15 protein-coding genes are annotated in these 15,629 nt (G+C 40.4%); 3 read left to right on the forward strand and 12 right to left on the reverse strand.

The window, feature by feature from the left end; translation table 11 throughout:
• Window positions 1-67 precede the first annotated feature (67 nt).
• The 7 genes from AC04MN_RS03745 to AC04MN_RS03775 all read right to left on the reverse strand — a co-directional run bounded on the left by AC04MN_RS03745 (window position 68) and on the right by AC04MN_RS03775 (window position 7,753).
• On the reverse strand, window positions 68-796 hold the full coding sequence (locus AC04MN_RS03745; protein WP_475381851.1) for a DUF2334 domain-containing protein: 729 nt from the start codon (window positions 794-796) through the stop codon (window positions 68-70).
• The gene (locus AC04MN_RS03750; protein WP_475381852.1) at window positions 793-1,899 is read right to left on the reverse strand and encodes a glycosyltransferase; all 1,107 of its coding nucleotides are present in this window, start codon (window positions 1,897-1,899) and stop codon (window positions 793-795) included. The genes AC04MN_RS03745 and AC04MN_RS03750 overlap by 4 nt, the downstream gene beginning before the upstream one ends.
• A complete protein-coding gene (locus tag AC04MN_RS03755) occupies window positions 1,892-3,250 on the reverse strand; it encodes a phenylacetate--CoA ligase family protein (RefSeq protein ID WP_475381853.1) in 1,359 nt (452 codons plus the stop codon). The genes AC04MN_RS03750 and AC04MN_RS03755 overlap by 8 nt, the downstream gene beginning before the upstream one ends.
• Before the next feature lie 2 nt (window positions 3,251-3,252).
• Entirely contained in the window at window positions 3,253-3,888 is a 636-nt protein-coding gene (locus AC04MN_RS03760; protein WP_475381854.1) for an HAD family hydrolase, read from the reverse strand.
• Window positions 3,885-4,979, reverse strand: coding sequence for a histidinol-phosphate transaminase (gene hisC / locus AC04MN_RS03765; RefSeq protein WP_475381855.1), 1,095 nt, complete (start codon window positions 4,977-4,979; stop codon window positions 3,885-3,887). Before hisC ends, AC04MN_RS03760 begins: the two co-directional genes overlap by 4 nt.
• Window positions 4,980-4,994: 15 nt before the next feature.
• On the reverse strand, window positions 4,995-6,383 hold the full coding sequence (locus AC04MN_RS03770; protein ID WP_475381856.1) for a lipopolysaccharide biosynthesis protein: 1,389 nt from the start codon (window positions 6,381-6,383) through the stop codon (window positions 4,995-4,997).
• Window positions 6,384-6,517: 134 nt separating this feature from the next.
• On the reverse strand, window positions 6,518-7,753 hold the full coding sequence (locus AC04MN_RS03775) for an O-antigen ligase family protein (RefSeq protein WP_475381857.1): 1,236 nt from the start codon (window positions 7,751-7,753) through the stop codon (window positions 6,518-6,520).
• Between the two features lie 51 nt (window positions 7,754-7,804).
• Between AC04MN_RS03775 and AC04MN_RS03780 the strand changes: the two genes are divergently transcribed.
• On the forward strand, window positions 7,805-8,911 hold the full coding sequence (locus AC04MN_RS03780) for a glycosyltransferase family 9 protein (protein ID WP_475381858.1): 1,107 nt from the start codon (window positions 7,805-7,807) through the stop codon (window positions 8,909-8,911).
• A 9-nt stretch (window positions 8,912-8,920) separates the two neighbouring features.
• Here AC04MN_RS03780 and AC04MN_RS03785 read toward each other — a convergent pair whose 3' ends face one another.
• Entirely contained in the window at window positions 8,921-9,199 is a 279-nt protein-coding gene (locus AC04MN_RS03785) for a hypothetical protein (RefSeq protein ID WP_475381859.1), read from the reverse strand.
• Window positions 9,196-10,272, reverse strand: a complete 1,077-nt coding sequence (locus AC04MN_RS03790) for a helix-turn-helix domain-containing protein (RefSeq protein ID WP_475381860.1) — start codon at window positions 10,270-10,272, stop codon at window positions 9,196-9,198. The genes AC04MN_RS03785 and AC04MN_RS03790 overlap by 4 nt, the downstream gene beginning before the upstream one ends.
• A gap of 156 nt (window positions 10,273-10,428) precedes the next feature.
• On the opposite strand from AC04MN_RS03790, the gene AC04MN_RS03795 reads away from it, so the two are divergent.
• On the forward strand, window positions 10,429-11,538 hold the full coding sequence (locus AC04MN_RS03795; RefSeq protein WP_475381861.1) for a hypothetical protein: 1,110 nt from the start codon (window positions 10,429-10,431) through the stop codon (window positions 11,536-11,538).
• A gap of 261 nt (window positions 11,539-11,799) precedes the next feature.
• Window positions 11,800-12,336, forward strand: a complete 537-nt coding sequence (locus AC04MN_RS03800) for a hypothetical protein (protein WP_475381862.1) — start codon at window positions 11,800-11,802, stop codon at window positions 12,334-12,336.
• A gap of 90 nt (window positions 12,337-12,426) precedes the next feature.
• Here the strand turns inward: AC04MN_RS03800 and AC04MN_RS03805 are convergent, their stop codons facing one another.
• The 3 genes from AC04MN_RS03805 to AC04MN_RS03815 all read right to left on the reverse strand — a co-directional run bounded on the left by AC04MN_RS03805 (window position 12,427) and on the right by AC04MN_RS03815 (window position 15,584).
• Window positions 12,427-13,698 carry a hypothetical protein gene (locus AC04MN_RS03805; RefSeq protein ID WP_475381863.1) on the reverse strand — a complete coding sequence of 424 codons (1,272 nt, stop codon included), beginning with the start codon at window positions 13,696-13,698 and terminating at the stop codon, window positions 12,427-12,429.
• 188 nt (window positions 13,699-13,886) lie between these two features.
• The gene (locus AC04MN_RS03810) at window positions 13,887-15,071 is read right to left on the reverse strand and encodes an ATP-binding protein (protein WP_475381864.1); all 1,185 of its coding nucleotides are present in this window, start codon (window positions 15,069-15,071) and stop codon (window positions 13,887-13,889) included.
• Window positions 15,072-15,125: 54 nt separating this feature from the next.
• Window positions 15,126-15,584 (reverse strand): DUF4143 domain-containing protein, encoded by a 459-nt coding sequence (locus tag AC04MN_RS03815; RefSeq protein ID WP_475381865.1) that lies wholly within the window; start codon window positions 15,582-15,584, stop codon window positions 15,126-15,128.
• Window positions 15,585-15,629 lie beyond the last annotated feature (45 nt).

The raw sequence follows: 15,629 nt of genomic DNA on the forward strand, positions 1-15,629 counted from the left end.
ATTGTTATCACCTGAATTCTCCGATTAAAAACTAAAATCCACTTCGCCAGTACTACCGATTAGGCACCTATCTCTTTCTAATTTTAAATAGAAGAATCCAAATAAACTTCAAGCAAGCATTCGAAAAAAAGGAAAATATGTCATTTCTAAAAGATAGGTCATTAAATTTAACAATTGCGTATTGACTCAAATCTCTTCGGAATTTCTCCAAATCGCCGTCCTTCCAGTTGTTGTGATGCAAACACACTGTCCAGACGCCAAGAGGAAATCTCCTAAATCTCCAGAGCTGTTGGGGGATCCAAGAAATCCCATCCTTTCGAAAGGGAAATAGAGCAAATCCATCGGACACTATATAAAGGCCCTTCTCCTTGAGTGCACGCAGAGTCAGTTGATCAAAAGAATGTCCGGGTGCAATCCAACAGTCCGCCCTCACAGAGTTGATCCTAAAAATTTCTAACCCCTTACTGATTTTTGCCGACTGAACTTCATAAGGCAGTCCAGCAAATTCACTAAAACCATTGATTCCAGTTAATCCCGAACTATTGCTCTCATAAATGTGCTGGTAACCATGTAGAGCAATAGTCCAGCCCTTGGCTTGGACAGCTCGAATACGCTCCCAAAAGTATTCATCACTTACTGCCTCCTGAAATATCAACATTTTGTCCTTGTTATCAGGAACCACAGCTATAATAGGTAAAACACCAAACTCATCGCAAATCTTTTCTATTTCGTCAAATACGGCCCAATTCATTGTCGGGCATATATCGTCAAAACGAACTAAATAACGCCCCATCATTTCGACTTCTCCAGTAACTGAAAGTATTTCTTAAGCATCTCCTCGATGCTAAATCGACACAAAAAATTTTCTGACCTATCAAGTTTATCATCAACGCTCTCATCAACGTCCAACATCTTCCCAATGGCGGAAACCATTTCATCGACTCCGCCCACGATTTTACCATCAGAGCTAGAAATAAGATCAGAAACATCGCCAACATCAAATGAGGCAACTCGGGCGCCGCAGCCTAAAGCTTCGCCGACAACATTCGGGAATGCCTCTGACTTTGATGTTAATATAAGCACGTCAGTTGCGTTTAAGTAGTACTTAATATCATCGACATGATCAAGCCTCAGGATGGAATCCAAAATTCCATTTGCACGAATCTTTGCTTCCATTTCAGATCCACGCCATCCCTTTCCGATCCCTAAAAAATAGAATCTTTCAGATATCTTCCTCAGCGCCCCCATAACTTCTATAGCAAGCTCCGGCTGTTTAACAGAATGGGTTCGTCCCAAAAAAGTGACAACGTTTTTTTCATGAACGTTTAGATCAGTCCTAGCTTTCGTCCTTAGATCAGTGGAAAATCCAACTCTACTCAATTCAAATCCGTTTGGAATATGGATACAGTTCTTCTTTCTAAATCGCAAAATTTTTACGGCATCTGCCAATGATCTCTCGGAATTAAACACAAATCTCCAGCCTAAATGGGACAGAATAGCATTAGCATACAGTGTGAATCTGAAGGCAAAAGTATATGTCGCCAAGGCAACGTAATTCCCCCGCACAGATAAAACTGGTTTTGAACTAAAAGAAATCAAAGCACATAGCGCTGCAAAAATATTTGAATGGTACATCCATGACAGCGATCGTCTCTCCCTATGCTGCGTTAACACCAGGCACGCGCGAGCCAGACCCTGCAAAAACCCAGGAACTGTTGCTCTGATTTTAATAAGTGTCACTCCGGCTTCAATAAATTCAGGCTCCATCCCCGTAGATCGATCAAAATAGAAAACGATATGCTTAAGCTGGGAACTGTTTCGAACAAACCGTAGCAGCATATTTTCCGCACCGCCAACACCTAACCCAGTTATAAAGTGAACCTGTACCTCCTTATTCACTTCTTTTTACCATACAGATATGTTGGCTAAACTTTCCACCAACAGATAAAGGGATTTCTTCAACCAAATGACATCGGACCTCACAATCAATCATGACCTGTGAAATCTTATCACGCATATTTTCCAACTGAATTTCATCAAGGTTCACATCTGGAATAAGATAGAAATCGACTGAATAGTCATTTTGTTGAATCAGTCTGTACGACTTAACCTGGGCAATTTTTTTAAAAATATTCTGCCATAGATGACTTGAAATTTGAGAACCATCTTTTAAAATGAAATTTTCGTTCGTTCGACCAATCACGCGTTCAATCAATCTAAACGATGAGCCACAATTACATTTTGACGAATCCGAGACCTCAGCTTCGTCACCATTTACATAGCGGACGAGCGGAAACATTTTCGAATCTAAATCTGTGACAACAATTCTTCCCTGGCCATTGCTTAATACGTTGTTATTCTCATCAACGACTTCGACAAAATGTCGATCCTCTTGGATATGCAGCTTGTGCTCGGACACGGCCTGAACTTGGCACTCATGTGCGATCAGTGACGTCTCCGTTCCACCATACCTATTATAAACAGGAACATTAAAGAAACGCTGAATTAGTTGACGATCGTCGTCACTCAATCTTTCAGCGCCCGTAATTACGCCCTTCAAACGCCAATTTACCACTTTACTTGCATGTTCCCAGTGGGGAATCAGTGCTGTGAAAGCACTTACAAAGCCATCAATGTATTCTGGTTGAACACTAGTTATATAGCGCCACAGATCGTCAGCTCTTTGCTGATTGATTTTTGTTTTTTGTGAATTTTCAGGGTCATATATAGAAATTGTATAAACACCTTCTATGGACTCGCGGAGCCTCGTGACCAAAGACTTTTTGAAGCTTGCTCTCCATAATTTGACGATCTTTTCGCCCGGGATAAAGCCAATCGACAACAGAGCCCTCAAAGAAATTGTTCTTTTTAGATCAAAAAGCTCACGTTCTTGTCGAAAGCTTAAAGGGTGTCCTGTCGATCCTGTGGTCTTTTGTACTGTTGATTTTTTAAATTGTTCAACATTAAGATTTTTTTTTGAAATTGCATCTCTTAGTTCATCTTTTGTAACAATCGGAAACTTGGACACTTCACTTAGTGAACTAATTAAGGGGCTCACTATACCTGCGGCAATCCATTTTTCTTTATAGAATGGAGAGTAATTCCATAAATACTGAATCAATCGATTAAAAGAAGCTAATTGAACATCTCGAATTTCGTCCGAATTCATCAAAAGACTTAAGTCGGCCTGCTGCGATCGTCCCGAAATTCGATACTTAATAAAGAACACTACTTTTCGTACGAACACCATATTTAAACTTTCAAACCTTTAAACCCAAACTCAACAGCCCACTTGGGCATTGCATTTTTATATACGACTAAAGGCACATTCGCCATCAAAAGCATCGATAGATCGCTGCTATGATCAGACAGCGATACAATTTCATCGGCTAATTTCAAATCACGCTGCTCCTGCAATCTGATAATTTTCTCGTGCGCAAAACAGTCCTTTCCTGCGATTTGGCCCGTGCAGAATTCACTTTTGAATTGAATTTCATTTGCTATGACATCATCAAAAACTTTTAGCTCCTCATTCAGTTTTCTGATATAAACAGCAAATCCTGCAGAAAGTACAATAACCTCAAATCCCGCAGTCTTATATTCGCGTACCAACTTAAGAACCGACGGGAAAACTCTTAACCGAAGGCTTTTGGCATAACTTTCTGCCGCTAAATCTAGTCGTTTTTTAGATTGCCCAACTAGGGAAAGAGTGTAAAACTTGCGCCGCAAAGATCCTGGAACAATTTTCAAATAATCCAGCAATTTAATTAACCGCCAAAGACCTCGATTCAACGTGAATAGTCCCTGGCCTGTGGCGAAATCGCAAAATTCTAACGCTGTTTGCCCATCAACAAAAGTATCGCAAAAATCAATTAGCACTAACTTCACTTGTTCACCAAAAATTCTAAAATAGCTGAAGAAACTTTTTCCATTTGTTCTTTATTTCCCATTGTAACCCTAAAGAAATCATCCATTCCTAGAACGTGGGAATAATTTCTAACAAATATACCATTTTTCTCCAGGTCCGAAATCAGATCAACTTTTAATGATTTATCTATGCGCACAAGAACAAAGTTACCATCCGATGGGTAACAGCGTATCCGCTCATCGCATGAATTTTCTATTTGATCGATAAACCATTTTTTTCCCTCATTGATTTGAGCGACCACACTCATTGTGTAATCGAGATCATTTAGTGCGGCCAAGGCCGCGACTTGAGCAAAAGAGTTTATGTTTTTTGCATTTCTAATTCGGTCTAGAAACTGAATATTCACAGGATGTGAGACCACATACCCAATTCTCAACGAAGCCAACGCGAAAGCTTTGGAGAAAGTTCTTGAAATAATGATATTTGAATAGGACTGACACAATCTTACGGCCGTAATCTGAGAAAACTCATAATACGCCTCGTCAACCAAAAATAGAGTGCTTGAATATCGAGATAAAAGACTTTCTAGATCGCCAATACTAGTTGTTGATCCCGTCGGATTATTGGGGCTACAGATATATACAATTTTAGGTTCGATCACTTCTAAGTGGGACTTAAAAGATTCTATATCTAAAGAAAAATCCTCGCGCAATTGAAAGTAGTCAACAAGGGCGCCTAAACTTTCGGCCGAAGACCTAAAATTGTCGTAAGTTGGACTGACGATTGTAACCCTATCCCCTGGTTCTATGAATGTTCGTACGATATACTCGTGCAAAGAATCAGAACTTGCATAGTACTGAACATAATCTGGTCCTAGGTTTACGTAATCAGCAATCGCTTCGCGCAGTTCTGTATTGTTCACATCTGGATACCAGTTTAGCATCGTCGAACTCAGGTGAGCATGCAACGCTTCTAAGACTTTTGGCGAAGGAGGTAGGGATGATTCATTCCAATCCAGCTTTAACACATCACTGCGACCAGCCAACTCCCAAGCTAAATGCTTTACCAATGGGTATGGTTTAGTTCTTTTAACAAATTTATTTACAAACATCACACGATTCCATTTCTAAATTTTTCTGCGCAGTCGACTACGAACATCGAGCCAGTTAGTAAAATAAGTAATCATAATCCAACTTATTCCAAAACATATGCCCACAACGAGTCGCCACACACCACCTAACGACATCGCCGCCACACCCCACACTATAGCAACTGCAGAAGTTAGCCGGAAATATTTTGAACTTGCAAAGATCCAAATCTCATCAATTAAAGTACGCCGTTCTATCCGTAGAATGGCAAGCACGACAACAAGCAACGCACCACTTCCAGAAATTGCAGCTCCCAGCTCACCAAAACGAGGGATCAAAATCCACATCAAGAAGGCCTTAATAGCAATGGCCAAAATATTGAACGCAAAAACCCAGACCGTTTTATTTCTATTCATTAAGAAAGAATCTAAAAAACTTGCCTTTAAGCCAAGCAAAATTGCTGAAAAAGCCAATACAGATGCAATCCACGGTGATGCAAGTTGATATGAGCTTCCCGACAACAAAACAAGTACTTCATCTCCAGCAAGTACAAGTCCCCAAGCTATTGGGGCCGCAAATCCAAGAAAGAATTGGACCTTCATTCTTGCAATTTGAACTATATCTTGAATATCAGATGCGCGAAATAGCATAGGCGAATAAACTAGAAACCCAACATTAAATAGTGATGATATAAAAAAGCCGATCAGTTCAAAATTAGCAAGGTAGACACCTAAAACTTCCTCCCCTACAATCCTCTTCAACACAAATCGATCCATAGTATCAAACACCATTAGGCTACCCGAAGCACTAATCAATGGAAAAGAATATATCAAACTTTCCTTTAAAGTAATGCTGCCCTTCAAATTATGATTGCCAAATACACTGGCCATTAAAAATTTTAATTGCGGTAAAATTGATACGATAAATGCACAAACAAGTGCAGATGCTAAAACGACATGGGAATTGCCCCATGTGTGGATGAAGCAAAGGCCACATATTATGTAGACTGTTGGCCTCAATATTGATTGAAACAGAAACTTATTCTCTTGTCCTCGCACATTCAAAAATCTAAAGCAAAAATCACTAAAACTCTGAGCCATTGCTGATAGCGCGATAATTAAGGCTATTCTTGACTCCCCGCCCCCCAGGACCCAGAAAATAAAAGCTACTACTAGTATACCAATGGATATAAATAGCCATTTCATGCACTGCCAGGCATTTGCATCTGAACCGACCCCAAATCTCGACAGGCAATGGTTGGGCCAGACCAAAAAAAACCCAAATGAATATGCAATGTATGTATTTAGTAAAGAAAGCTTTCCGTATTCCGTCGGCCCCAGCGCACTCGTAAATAAAGCAAGAGCGGCAAACGAGAGCATCGCTGGAATCACTTTCGATAGGGAGTATTTAAGTATTGTACTCGTCATGAAATCTCTCTACTAGACTTAAGGTAGTCAACATTCTATCTAAATAGCTATATCACTAATCTTGTGTGAAACACAAAGAAAGCAAACTCAGCTATTTCAGGCACGGCTAATAATTTACTGCATAAACACACCAACTAGACACCCCGAGGAACTGCACATTTTCCCACCAACGAAAATCTATTCGCATCATTAAGCACGCACAGTAACGCCATAGTTAAAACTATAAGTGTCTTAATTTTTGCATACTCAAAAGATTGATCCGTCAAGAAAAGCACTAAAACAATCCCCAAAAGAGGCAAACGAACTGTTAATTGACGACATCCAGGCAACAATCCCTTACTCATCTTTGCAATCAAAACAACAAAAACTGCCGAAAAGGAAATTAACCCCAATATCCCTGTCGTCGCTGCAATTTGCAAATATTGATTGTGAGCATGCGACAACTGCAAGTCTCCATTGACCCCCTCAGCGGCCGTATATGGGATAAATGACTGATCTCTTTTGTAGGCATCATATCCAGCGCCAAAAACCCAATGCTCTTTGAATATCTTTACATAAGCATTAAATAAACCGATTCTACTCATATCCATTTTTGCCGGATCTACGGACTGTTGAACTCGCTCTCTAAATTGATGCCCAATCGTATATGTAACCGGAAGCACAATTAACATAAGAGCCACAAAAGTTAAAAACACCTTTCGACCTTGAAGCAACACAAACACAATCAATCCAACGAAAAATGCCAACCAAGCACCACGAGTATATGTAAGATAAAATGATACAAAAAAGATCAATAACATCGGAATCAAATGCCAGTTAGCTCTGAATTTATACATCCGACCCTGAACAAAGAGGAAAAGGCTCAATCCCAACAGCAATGCCCCCGCATGGGCATGATATGTCGCGCTGTTCACAAGGCCTACCACTCGCTCCGCAGTATCACGATCCGGATTCAAAAAGTCAGTGCCGTTAAAATAAGTTGCAATCGCGTATATGGAGGGAATCATCCCAACCCACAAAATGGTTTTCACAGTCTTTTCCGCACTAAATCCATACCGTCGCAAAAACCAAAGCATAGCATAGAACTCAAATACCCATTTAATTTTATGAACAGGCCACAAGTATTCCCACTGTCCCCAATAGTTCACTAAAACACTTAAAAGCATCGCAACAAAAAGACCACCGAAAGCCCACTCAAGGCCCGTGTAAGGCAAAAACTCTTTGCGATTCCGCTCTTTTGCGAAGTAATAAAGCCAATGACCTACACAAATTATCAAAAAGAAATCCACTAAGGTCTGCGAAATGAGCGAAGACACGGCCATCAATGGGAGAATATACTGCATCATGTTTTGGTAACGTGTGGAATTCATACGCCTAAAACTAAACTACACTTTGGGTTAAATATCATCTATTTTGTTACAATGACCCTACACCAGCTAATCAGAAAAATGAATCACCGCAGAATTGATGCGGGAAGATCCCTAGTGCTTAAGAGCTTCCGAATTCTTTTTGACCGGAAACTAGAGAGCACTCTAGCTCAAGGAAAACTCAATATTTTGATGTTAAGATTAGACGGTAAAGTCGGAGACTCAATAACCGCTTCTTTTTTGATAAATGAACTGCTTGATGCTGACCACTCGGTCACCGTGCTCTCGAATCCACAAACCTCCTTTCTTTATAAAACAAAGCCCAATATTCAGATAATTGAACTTCCGAAGGGGGTTTGGGCAACTTTAGCTTTCTGCATAACAAATCGCGCGCGATATGACGTCGGAATAAATACCTCACATATTGTGACCGCCCGAGTTTTGTTTTTAATGCGGTTTTTGAATATTGCATTTCGTATAGGTTTTGCTTCAAATAGCTTTGCTATTTTTAACGCAAATGCTTTGTTTGACGTAAATAAAGACCAGGTCCTACAACGATATCGCAAAACTCTAGAGATTTTAAATATTACGGCCAAGAAATCAAAATACAGCCTAGATATCCCAACTCCAATAGAATCTAATGCCGACAGCTACATCAAAACTTTAAAACAAAAGTACTCCAGAATCGTTATTCTCAATTCCTTCGCTGGAGCGAGAATGCGAAGTCTCTCGGCCGAGAGCTCGAAATTGATTGTTGAAAAGATATTGCAATCGTACCCTAAAGCGTTGATTGTCAGCATTGGAAATAATAACGATTTGCCGCGAGCAGCGAAATTTATTGAACAGGCTCCCCATTTAGCAACTCATTGGGTTGTTTCGCCCAGCCCAGATTTCTTCTTCAACGCCGCCTTAGTTAAGGCAGCTGATTTAGTCATTTCGCCGGATACAGCCATCGTCCACCTTTGCTCGGCATTCGAAAAAAATCTAGTTGCCTTGTATAGAACCGACCTCGGAGCGGAAAAAAATTCGTTGATTTGGGCGCCCATCCATAAAAATGTAAAAATCATTTATTCTAAAGACTTGGGTAAACCCGAACAAGATATCAATGATATTGATCTTGATGCTGTTGTCGATGCGGCTGTTAGCTTTTTAAAAGCATAATAGTAGAAACTAAATAAAACTAATTTTTATATCGAAATCAGTCGCTATTAAGGCCAAACAGTTCCGAACAGGCGCATTAGCTCCTTTAATTTGGATTTCATTGTTTTGTTTTTTTGCTATCGGAACAACAAACTCTTCTCCAAATGAAGATCCTAATGAAAACACCCCAGAAAAATCTAACTGAATGATTTCCTCGCCAATGGATTCCTTGATGTCCGCATATGCCTGTGCCCCCCAAGGCCTTCCTGTCAGCACAGATCCATAACTCTTTAATTCGATATTTTTCATGTTACCTTCTCTAGCTGTCGTGAAATAAACTGATCGACCTCTTGCCGACCGACTTCTTCAAATTTATCATTCACAAGCACCCAACAAAATCGCGTTCCACCCAAATTCGTCATTGGCGTTGTTATTTGTAGCTCTTGTTGCCCGTTACTAAAATTGAATATAACTCCCAACTCTTTAGAATCAACTCTAAGTAGCGAGCCACTGCCCATAGCGATTGATAACATATCACTCAGCCCCTTACCCCTGGGATTCTCATCAGACCAACTACTGACCCTGGACTGAAAGGCCTTAATCAAGGCGGATTTGTCAGAGAAGTTAGCATATTTAGGATTACTCTTTAATGAACTCTGAATCCCCTGCCCCATATCCCCTATCGCAATTTCAAGAAAATTTGATCTACTACCAAACTGCCCCAAAAGAATATAACATGGCCCCTTGGCATGAGTTAATGCGTTGTCAGCAATCTCTCCAATAATCCAACCCAAGTAACCAATGACATCTTCCTTATATCCCTGCTTAAGCAACAATGGATTCAAAACATTCTCTAAATATTGAGTCTCTTGCCCCCTAAATGCGATAAATTTAATTGGCAAAAATATTTGAGACGACACCCCTTCGAAATTTGGAAGATCATCAGAGCTCCAAAAGACCAGTCCCTCAAAACGCCTTTGTAACTCTTGAAAAAAACCAATTTGGCAAAGCTGCAAAATCGCCCTGCTTTTATTAACTATTAAATAAAGAGACCTTTTGGCTTCAATCACCTGCGCTGCCGCAACCATCAATGAAATCGCACCGTAAGCATCGACAATATTAATCTTTCGTAAGTCGAAGGTCGTATCATCAACAAGCACACTGTTTAAACGGTCTTGCTCTGTAACCACTAAGTTCAAGATAGGAATACAGGCATTCTCTTTAGCATACAGCCCAAGAAGATCTGATTTTTTAATTAATGTCCGATTACCATCTTTTACCTCGTTCAAATTAAGCTGTTTCCGCCGACTATTAAAAGTCGGACGAGACACCCCTACAAAGGCCGCAGCTTCAATGATCGATAAGTACCCATTTATATTCATGAATATTCGCCTATTTTACACTAATTTACATTGTTTTACACTAATTTACACTATTTTACATAGCTTTACGCACCTAGGTCCATGTCGTATGATGCAAAATTGATACTTTAGTCTTTTCAGAAATCTAGCTCCTGAGTTAAGGTCCATTGAATATCTATGAATAAAAAAGTCATGCTATACTGCGAGTTCGGAACGGCTCATCACGATGTGATGTTTTCTGTCATGAACCTTATTAAAGACGAATACGAAATTCATCTTTTAACCAATCCCTTGCTAGAAGACAGAATACCCACTTCAATTACCTATGCCTCTAAAAAATTCTTTCAAACAGAAGGTCGCGCCTCATGGAAAACGGCTATTGAGGGGTTGAAGCATCTTAAAAAAATAGACCCTGATATTGTGTTTATCAATACCGCACAAAGCAATGTTGTTCGGGACTTCTTATTGATGATGCCCTTTCGCAACTCGCAAGGGCATAAGATCGAAGTTCGCGGTATTCACCACAATGCTGTAAAACTGATAAATTCATTTTCCCAAAAATTGATCAGCTTACGTCTTAAAAAATATCTAGTCCTTGCAGACTACGTGCATGACAACTTGAAGCCTTTCCTTGCGAAGTCTTCAATTTCAACAACTAACTTTTTCCCTTGTTATTATGAATTTGATGGCAATTCCACTATCGGTGAAGATCATCAAAAATTGATAAACAATAAAATTGTTGTTGCGATCCCAGGGACAGTCGAACAAACTCGCCGTGACTATAAGGGCCTTCTAAAAGCTCTAGCTGCCCAGCCTCCTTCGAAAGAACTTATATTTGCGGTCTTGGGCAATAGTCTTCGTGGCGATGGTCCTTGGCTTAAATCTGAAGTTCAAAGAATGGGACTACATGATTCGTTTATTTTCTTTGATGGTTTTGTACCCAATCAGCTTCTATTTTCATGGCTTTCCAAATCCCATGTTTTAGCTCCACTTATGCACCCCGGAATGGATGCCTTCGAGGACTTTTCGAAGTTCAAAATCACAGGCACCTATAGCTTATCCTATGGGTTCCAGCTTCCGATGATCATGCATCAAAGTATACATACCAGCCCTTACTTCAAAGATATTTCGATTGGATATGAAATACCTGAGCTGGGAAGTTTGCTTGCGACTTTGTCGGAAAGAATAGCCGTTTTAAATCAGCTAAAATCGAACATTAAAAATGACAGTCGATTCAATCAATCCAAACAACAGATTCATTTACTGCAATACCTGAAATCCAATTAGCTTTCGACATTTCATCGCCCTCAGCCAGCAAGTCTTTTTCGATATCAAACTTCCGATTTTTACCGCCCCAGCGGCGGTAAAATTTGTCAGGATTATTTTATTTTTTCTAAGATTCTCACTTGAATTCTTTAATGGCCTTTCCGATAGACTAAGTGAATTCGGATTACCGGCAATGAGCTTCGGTGCTTTTACATTTGAGACCGGCATCATCTATGTAGTGTTACTTCTGCATCGAACTTTTCACGATATGCGGAGCAAGCAATGGATACGATGTCGTACTCAAACAGATTAATTGAAGCAGGACTTACTCGCCGACAAGCCGAAACTCATACACAACTTTTAAAAGAGGTACTTGTGAGCGACGTGGCAACTCAAAAGGATATGAAGGCAGGCTTTAGCGAAATGCAGATGCAGTTTCAAGGCGTTCAATTTCAGTTTAAAGAAATGGATGCCCGCTTTAGGGAAATCGATAACCGGTTTAAAGAAATTGATAACCGGTTTAAGGAAATAGACATTAGGTTTCAACAGATCGACAACAGGTTTGAAGAAATAGATATTAGATTTCAACAGATCGACAATAGGTTCGCTGAAATAGATCTCAGATTCGATGAAATGAACAATCGTTTTGACGAACATAAGATACTTATCAAAGAACTTACCGTTGCTATTAAAGACAGACCTGCGTTGGATTTTCTAAATATGGTCAAAGTCTTAGCACTGCTACTAGGTTTTTTACTAACCATCGCCGCAGTCCTACCGTATCTTATTCGAATCTTTAATTTCATGAATAGTCTTTAGGCTTCGCCTGGCGATGGCTACTGTCTAGCACGATGTGCTTTTCGCCTGACGGCGGTTACTGTCTAGCACGATGTGCTTTTCGCGTGACCGCTACTTAGTAGCGAAGACTCGGAAGGGATCGTTGGATTCGGTTAATTGTTGAACCATAAAGATCCCTGGATCACGAGGGACTTCTAATATAGCGGGCTGAGCCTCTTGCCCTGATCGACCTTCCTCGCCAGCAGGCAGTGTAATTCCATCAGCTCCTGCACGAACTCGATCGCTGCAAGTCTGCGGATGAACCGGGCCACCTTTTCCACCAATTTGTGATGCGTGCCCTTGACCACCTTTACCAGGCAAACCAGCCTTCTGGTAAATTCTAAATGCAGCCTTCGAATAATCCTCGATTAACACTTTCAAATGACCTGGGCGTCCACCCATATATCCATCTTCGGCATCCGGAGCTTTTAAACCATCTGCACCATTTTGACCGTTCGTCGCACCAACACATACATCCGTACAGCGTTGGAAGTCCCCCTTGCCAGAGCACTTTGTAGTCGTCAACTCACCAGGAGCTCCCACTCCGCCCGCAGGTGCCGGCTTACGAATATCTTGATTATAAGCCTCAAAAGCCAAATCCAAAGAGCTTCTTCCATCAGCACCATTTGCACCAATCAAATAAATAAAAATCATCCCCCGAGCAGATTTAGCATTCATCTCGATGTAAGGACCATTCTCGAGAAGGTTTAGGTTAGAAGTCTTAATTCTGACTGAATTAGGAGCGAACGTAAAAATTCTTACGTTGGTTTTAAAAACAATTTCGTTTGAATGTAGTAATAATCTGTAGCCATTCGTTATTACAGTAGAGTCGTCATTAAAGAAAATTCGATTGAAATCATCACTAACCTCAACATCTTTCGAAGCTGATAGTAACTTAGGAAACTCAAAGTCTAATGGAACTTTCTTAGCCACTTCAAAACTCGAAATAACCAAGCCATCTTTAGTTTTCGATTTCAATTTCAATTTAATTTCTGCACCGCCAGATACCGGAAGTTCAATAGAAGACGTATCTTTCGCCTGAATTGGCTGGCCATCACCGACCTCCACCTGCATCGCAGGAACGGATTCAGGCCATTCTATTCTCATCAGGTAGTCGTTCGCGTCGGCTTGGCCGATAAACGAGATCTTTACATCTTCAGCAGTAATACGCGCGGCTGATTGCTCTGAAAGCTGTTTGCGGGATTCATCTAAAAGGACTTCTGAATTCTTAATTTTTGTCTCGACATTCTTTTTATTAAAAGAACAGCCCGAAGCTAAGGCAGATAATGCAAGAACAACCGACAGCGCCTTAATGGAACTTTTAGAGCTCGCAAACATGGTCATAAAATCTCCCTTAACAAAAAATCCCCGACTGAAATAGTTAGAAGGACGGGGCCACGATTCTGATGTCGGGCCATTCTATAAAAAATTTCGCGTTTTTTCGACTCAAGAGGATTTCAAGGGTAAGAGTTATAAGACTGTCTAAACTTTGGACAAAGGAACCCCAAAAACACTTCTCTTTTGCACGGGTATTAACCCGCCGATGAAAATCTTTGTAGCTCAGCCCAAATGTTTTTGTACTCTATTAGCTTTACAGCAGGATTATTAATAAAAGACGTCGATAGATAGCTGGGAGTCACAACCCACTTTTCGACAACATTAATACCCAAGCTTTCAATTAACTCATGCTGTTTTTCAGACCATGACTCTGGAGTGGCCTTAACTTCTATGGCAATAAATCGATTGTTATTAAATTCAATTAAGAAATCTACTTCGACCTGATCCTTTGAACGAACAAAATATATTTTTGGATCTTCACCACAATTTGTGAAGAATTTCGAGAGCTCTGTAAATGCTAGATTTTCAACCAAATGCCCGAACTGCGAGCTAGACATTAATGGCAATATGTCACTCCATCCCTGTAGTCGGCTGGCCAATCCCACATCGTCAAAAAAAATTTTAGGCGTTTTAATTAGACGTTGATTTAAATTAGTCGTGTATGGAGGCACGATTGAAACAACTCCATTCTGCTGAAGTAGCCTCGTCCAAGATTGAATTGTTGTAGTATCTACGCCAACATTTTTGGCGATGTCCGAGGAGTTAACCAGTTGGCCAACCCTTCCCGCGATTAAACTTAAGGCTTTTCCAAATGCCCCTGATCTTTCAATGCCCGCAGCCGCTACGATATCTTTTTCAATAAAGGTATGAGCGAAGTCATTCAAATATCGGACTGGCGAAATTTCACGATTGACGTACAATTCAGGCCAACCACCACGAATCAAAAAATCACCTAATTTCGTATCTCCGATTTCATGCATGGATAGGGTGTTTAAACTGAAGTAGCTGGCCCGACCGGCTAGTGACTCGCGAACGTTCTTTTGAAGCAAAGTCTGATTAGAACCCGTTATCCAGAAGTCCACTTTTGGTAAACTTGGATTTCTTCTTTGCTCATCGACCCTTCTCTTTAACTCTAAAAAAATCTCTGGAACCAAACTAGCTTCATCTAGAATTAGTGGCTCAGTAAATTGATCAAAAAACATTCTAGGATTTTCAGAAGCAGCCCGTCGGGTCATCAAATCATCAAAGTAAATGACCTTATATCCGCTTAACTTCTCTAGCAGAGAGGTTTTGCCAACCTGCCTAGGTCCCTTCAATATTTTGATAGGAAGAGCTTGAGTTGACTTTAAAAATGACTGCAAATCCCTGTTAATCCACATATTTGGCTATTTTAGGATGAAATCCAAATATAGTCAACACCATAAGTCTGGACTTCAAACTGGTTTATTTGAGATTTCAAAGTGATCATTAATATATTCAACACAAAAAATAGGAATTGATTGAATAGCGCAATCTATCTTTACGCCATTTTTTATAAAACTCTGCTCATAATTCCCTGGTTCATCAAGTGACAACTTAACTCCATAATTTACGCCCTTATCAATGATGAACTGCTGAAGAGACTGCAATTTCCCAATGCTTCCAGACTTAACTTCAACTGGAACAATTCGACTATCTTTTTCTATTAAAAAGTCTACTTCAGCTTTCTGAGTCCCTTGATCTCTTAGCCAGTAAAATAATTCTGGTGGCTCCGAGGCTCCCTTTATAAATGATAAGTGCTGTGCCACAAATTGCTCGGCCACCAGCCCCCGCAACCTCCCAAGGTGCGATTCTGTAGATTCTAGTGCCTTCGAATCAAGACCCAACTGAGCTGTCGTCAGTAACCACTGCATAAAACGCGTCTAGGAAAGTTTTTCGTCGTCCGGCATGCTGAGTTC

This window comes from Bdellovibrio sp. ZFWA1 (genome assembly GCF_056175665.1).

Excerpts from the sequence above, each read along its gene's own strand:
- AC04MN_RS03745 (WP_475381851.1), bottom strand. The coding sequence starts at position 796 with ATGATGGGGCGTTATTTAGTTCGTTTTGACGATATATGCCCGACAATG.
- AC04MN_RS03755 (WP_475381853.1), bottom strand. The coding sequence starts at position 3,250 with ATGGTGTTCGTACGAAAAGTAGTGTTCTTTATTAAGTATCGAATTTCG.
- hisC (WP_475381855.1), bottom strand. The coding sequence starts at position 4,979 with ATGTTTGTAAATAAATTTGTTAAAAGAACTAAACCATACCCATTGGTA.
- AC04MN_RS03770 (WP_475381856.1), bottom strand. The coding sequence starts at position 6,383 with ATGACGAGTACAATACTTAAATACTCCCTATCGAAAGTGATTCCAGCG.
- AC04MN_RS03775 (WP_475381857.1), bottom strand. The coding sequence starts at position 7,753 with ATGAATTCCACACGTTACCAAAACATGATGCAGTATATTCTCCCATTG.
- AC04MN_RS03780 (WP_475381858.1), top strand. The coding sequence starts at position 7,805 with ATGACCCTACACCAGCTAATCAGAAAAATGAATCACCGCAGAATTGAT.
- AC04MN_RS03785 (WP_475381859.1), bottom strand. The coding sequence starts at position 9,199 with ATGAAAAATATCGAATTAAAGAGTTATGGATCTGTGCTGACAGGAAGG.
- AC04MN_RS03790 (WP_475381860.1), bottom strand. The coding sequence starts at position 10,272 with ATGAATATAAATGGGTACTTATCGATCATTGAAGCTGCGGCCTTTGTA.
- AC04MN_RS03795 (WP_475381861.1), top strand. The coding sequence starts at position 10,429 with ATGAATAAAAAAGTCATGCTATACTGCGAGTTCGGAACGGCTCATCAC.
- AC04MN_RS03800 (WP_475381862.1), top strand. The coding sequence starts at position 11,800 with ATGGATACGATGTCGTACTCAAACAGATTAATTGAAGCAGGACTTACT.
- AC04MN_RS03805 (WP_475381863.1), bottom strand. The coding sequence starts at position 13,698 with ATGACCATGTTTGCGAGCTCTAAAAGTTCCATTAAGGCGCTGTCGGTT.
- AC04MN_RS03810 (WP_475381864.1), bottom strand. The coding sequence starts at position 15,071 with ATGTGGATTAACAGGGATTTGCAGTCATTTTTAAAGTCAACTCAAGCT.
- AC04MN_RS03815 (WP_475381865.1), bottom strand. The coding sequence starts at position 15,584 with ATGCAGTGGTTACTGACGACAGCTCAGTTGGGTCTTGATTCGAAGGCA.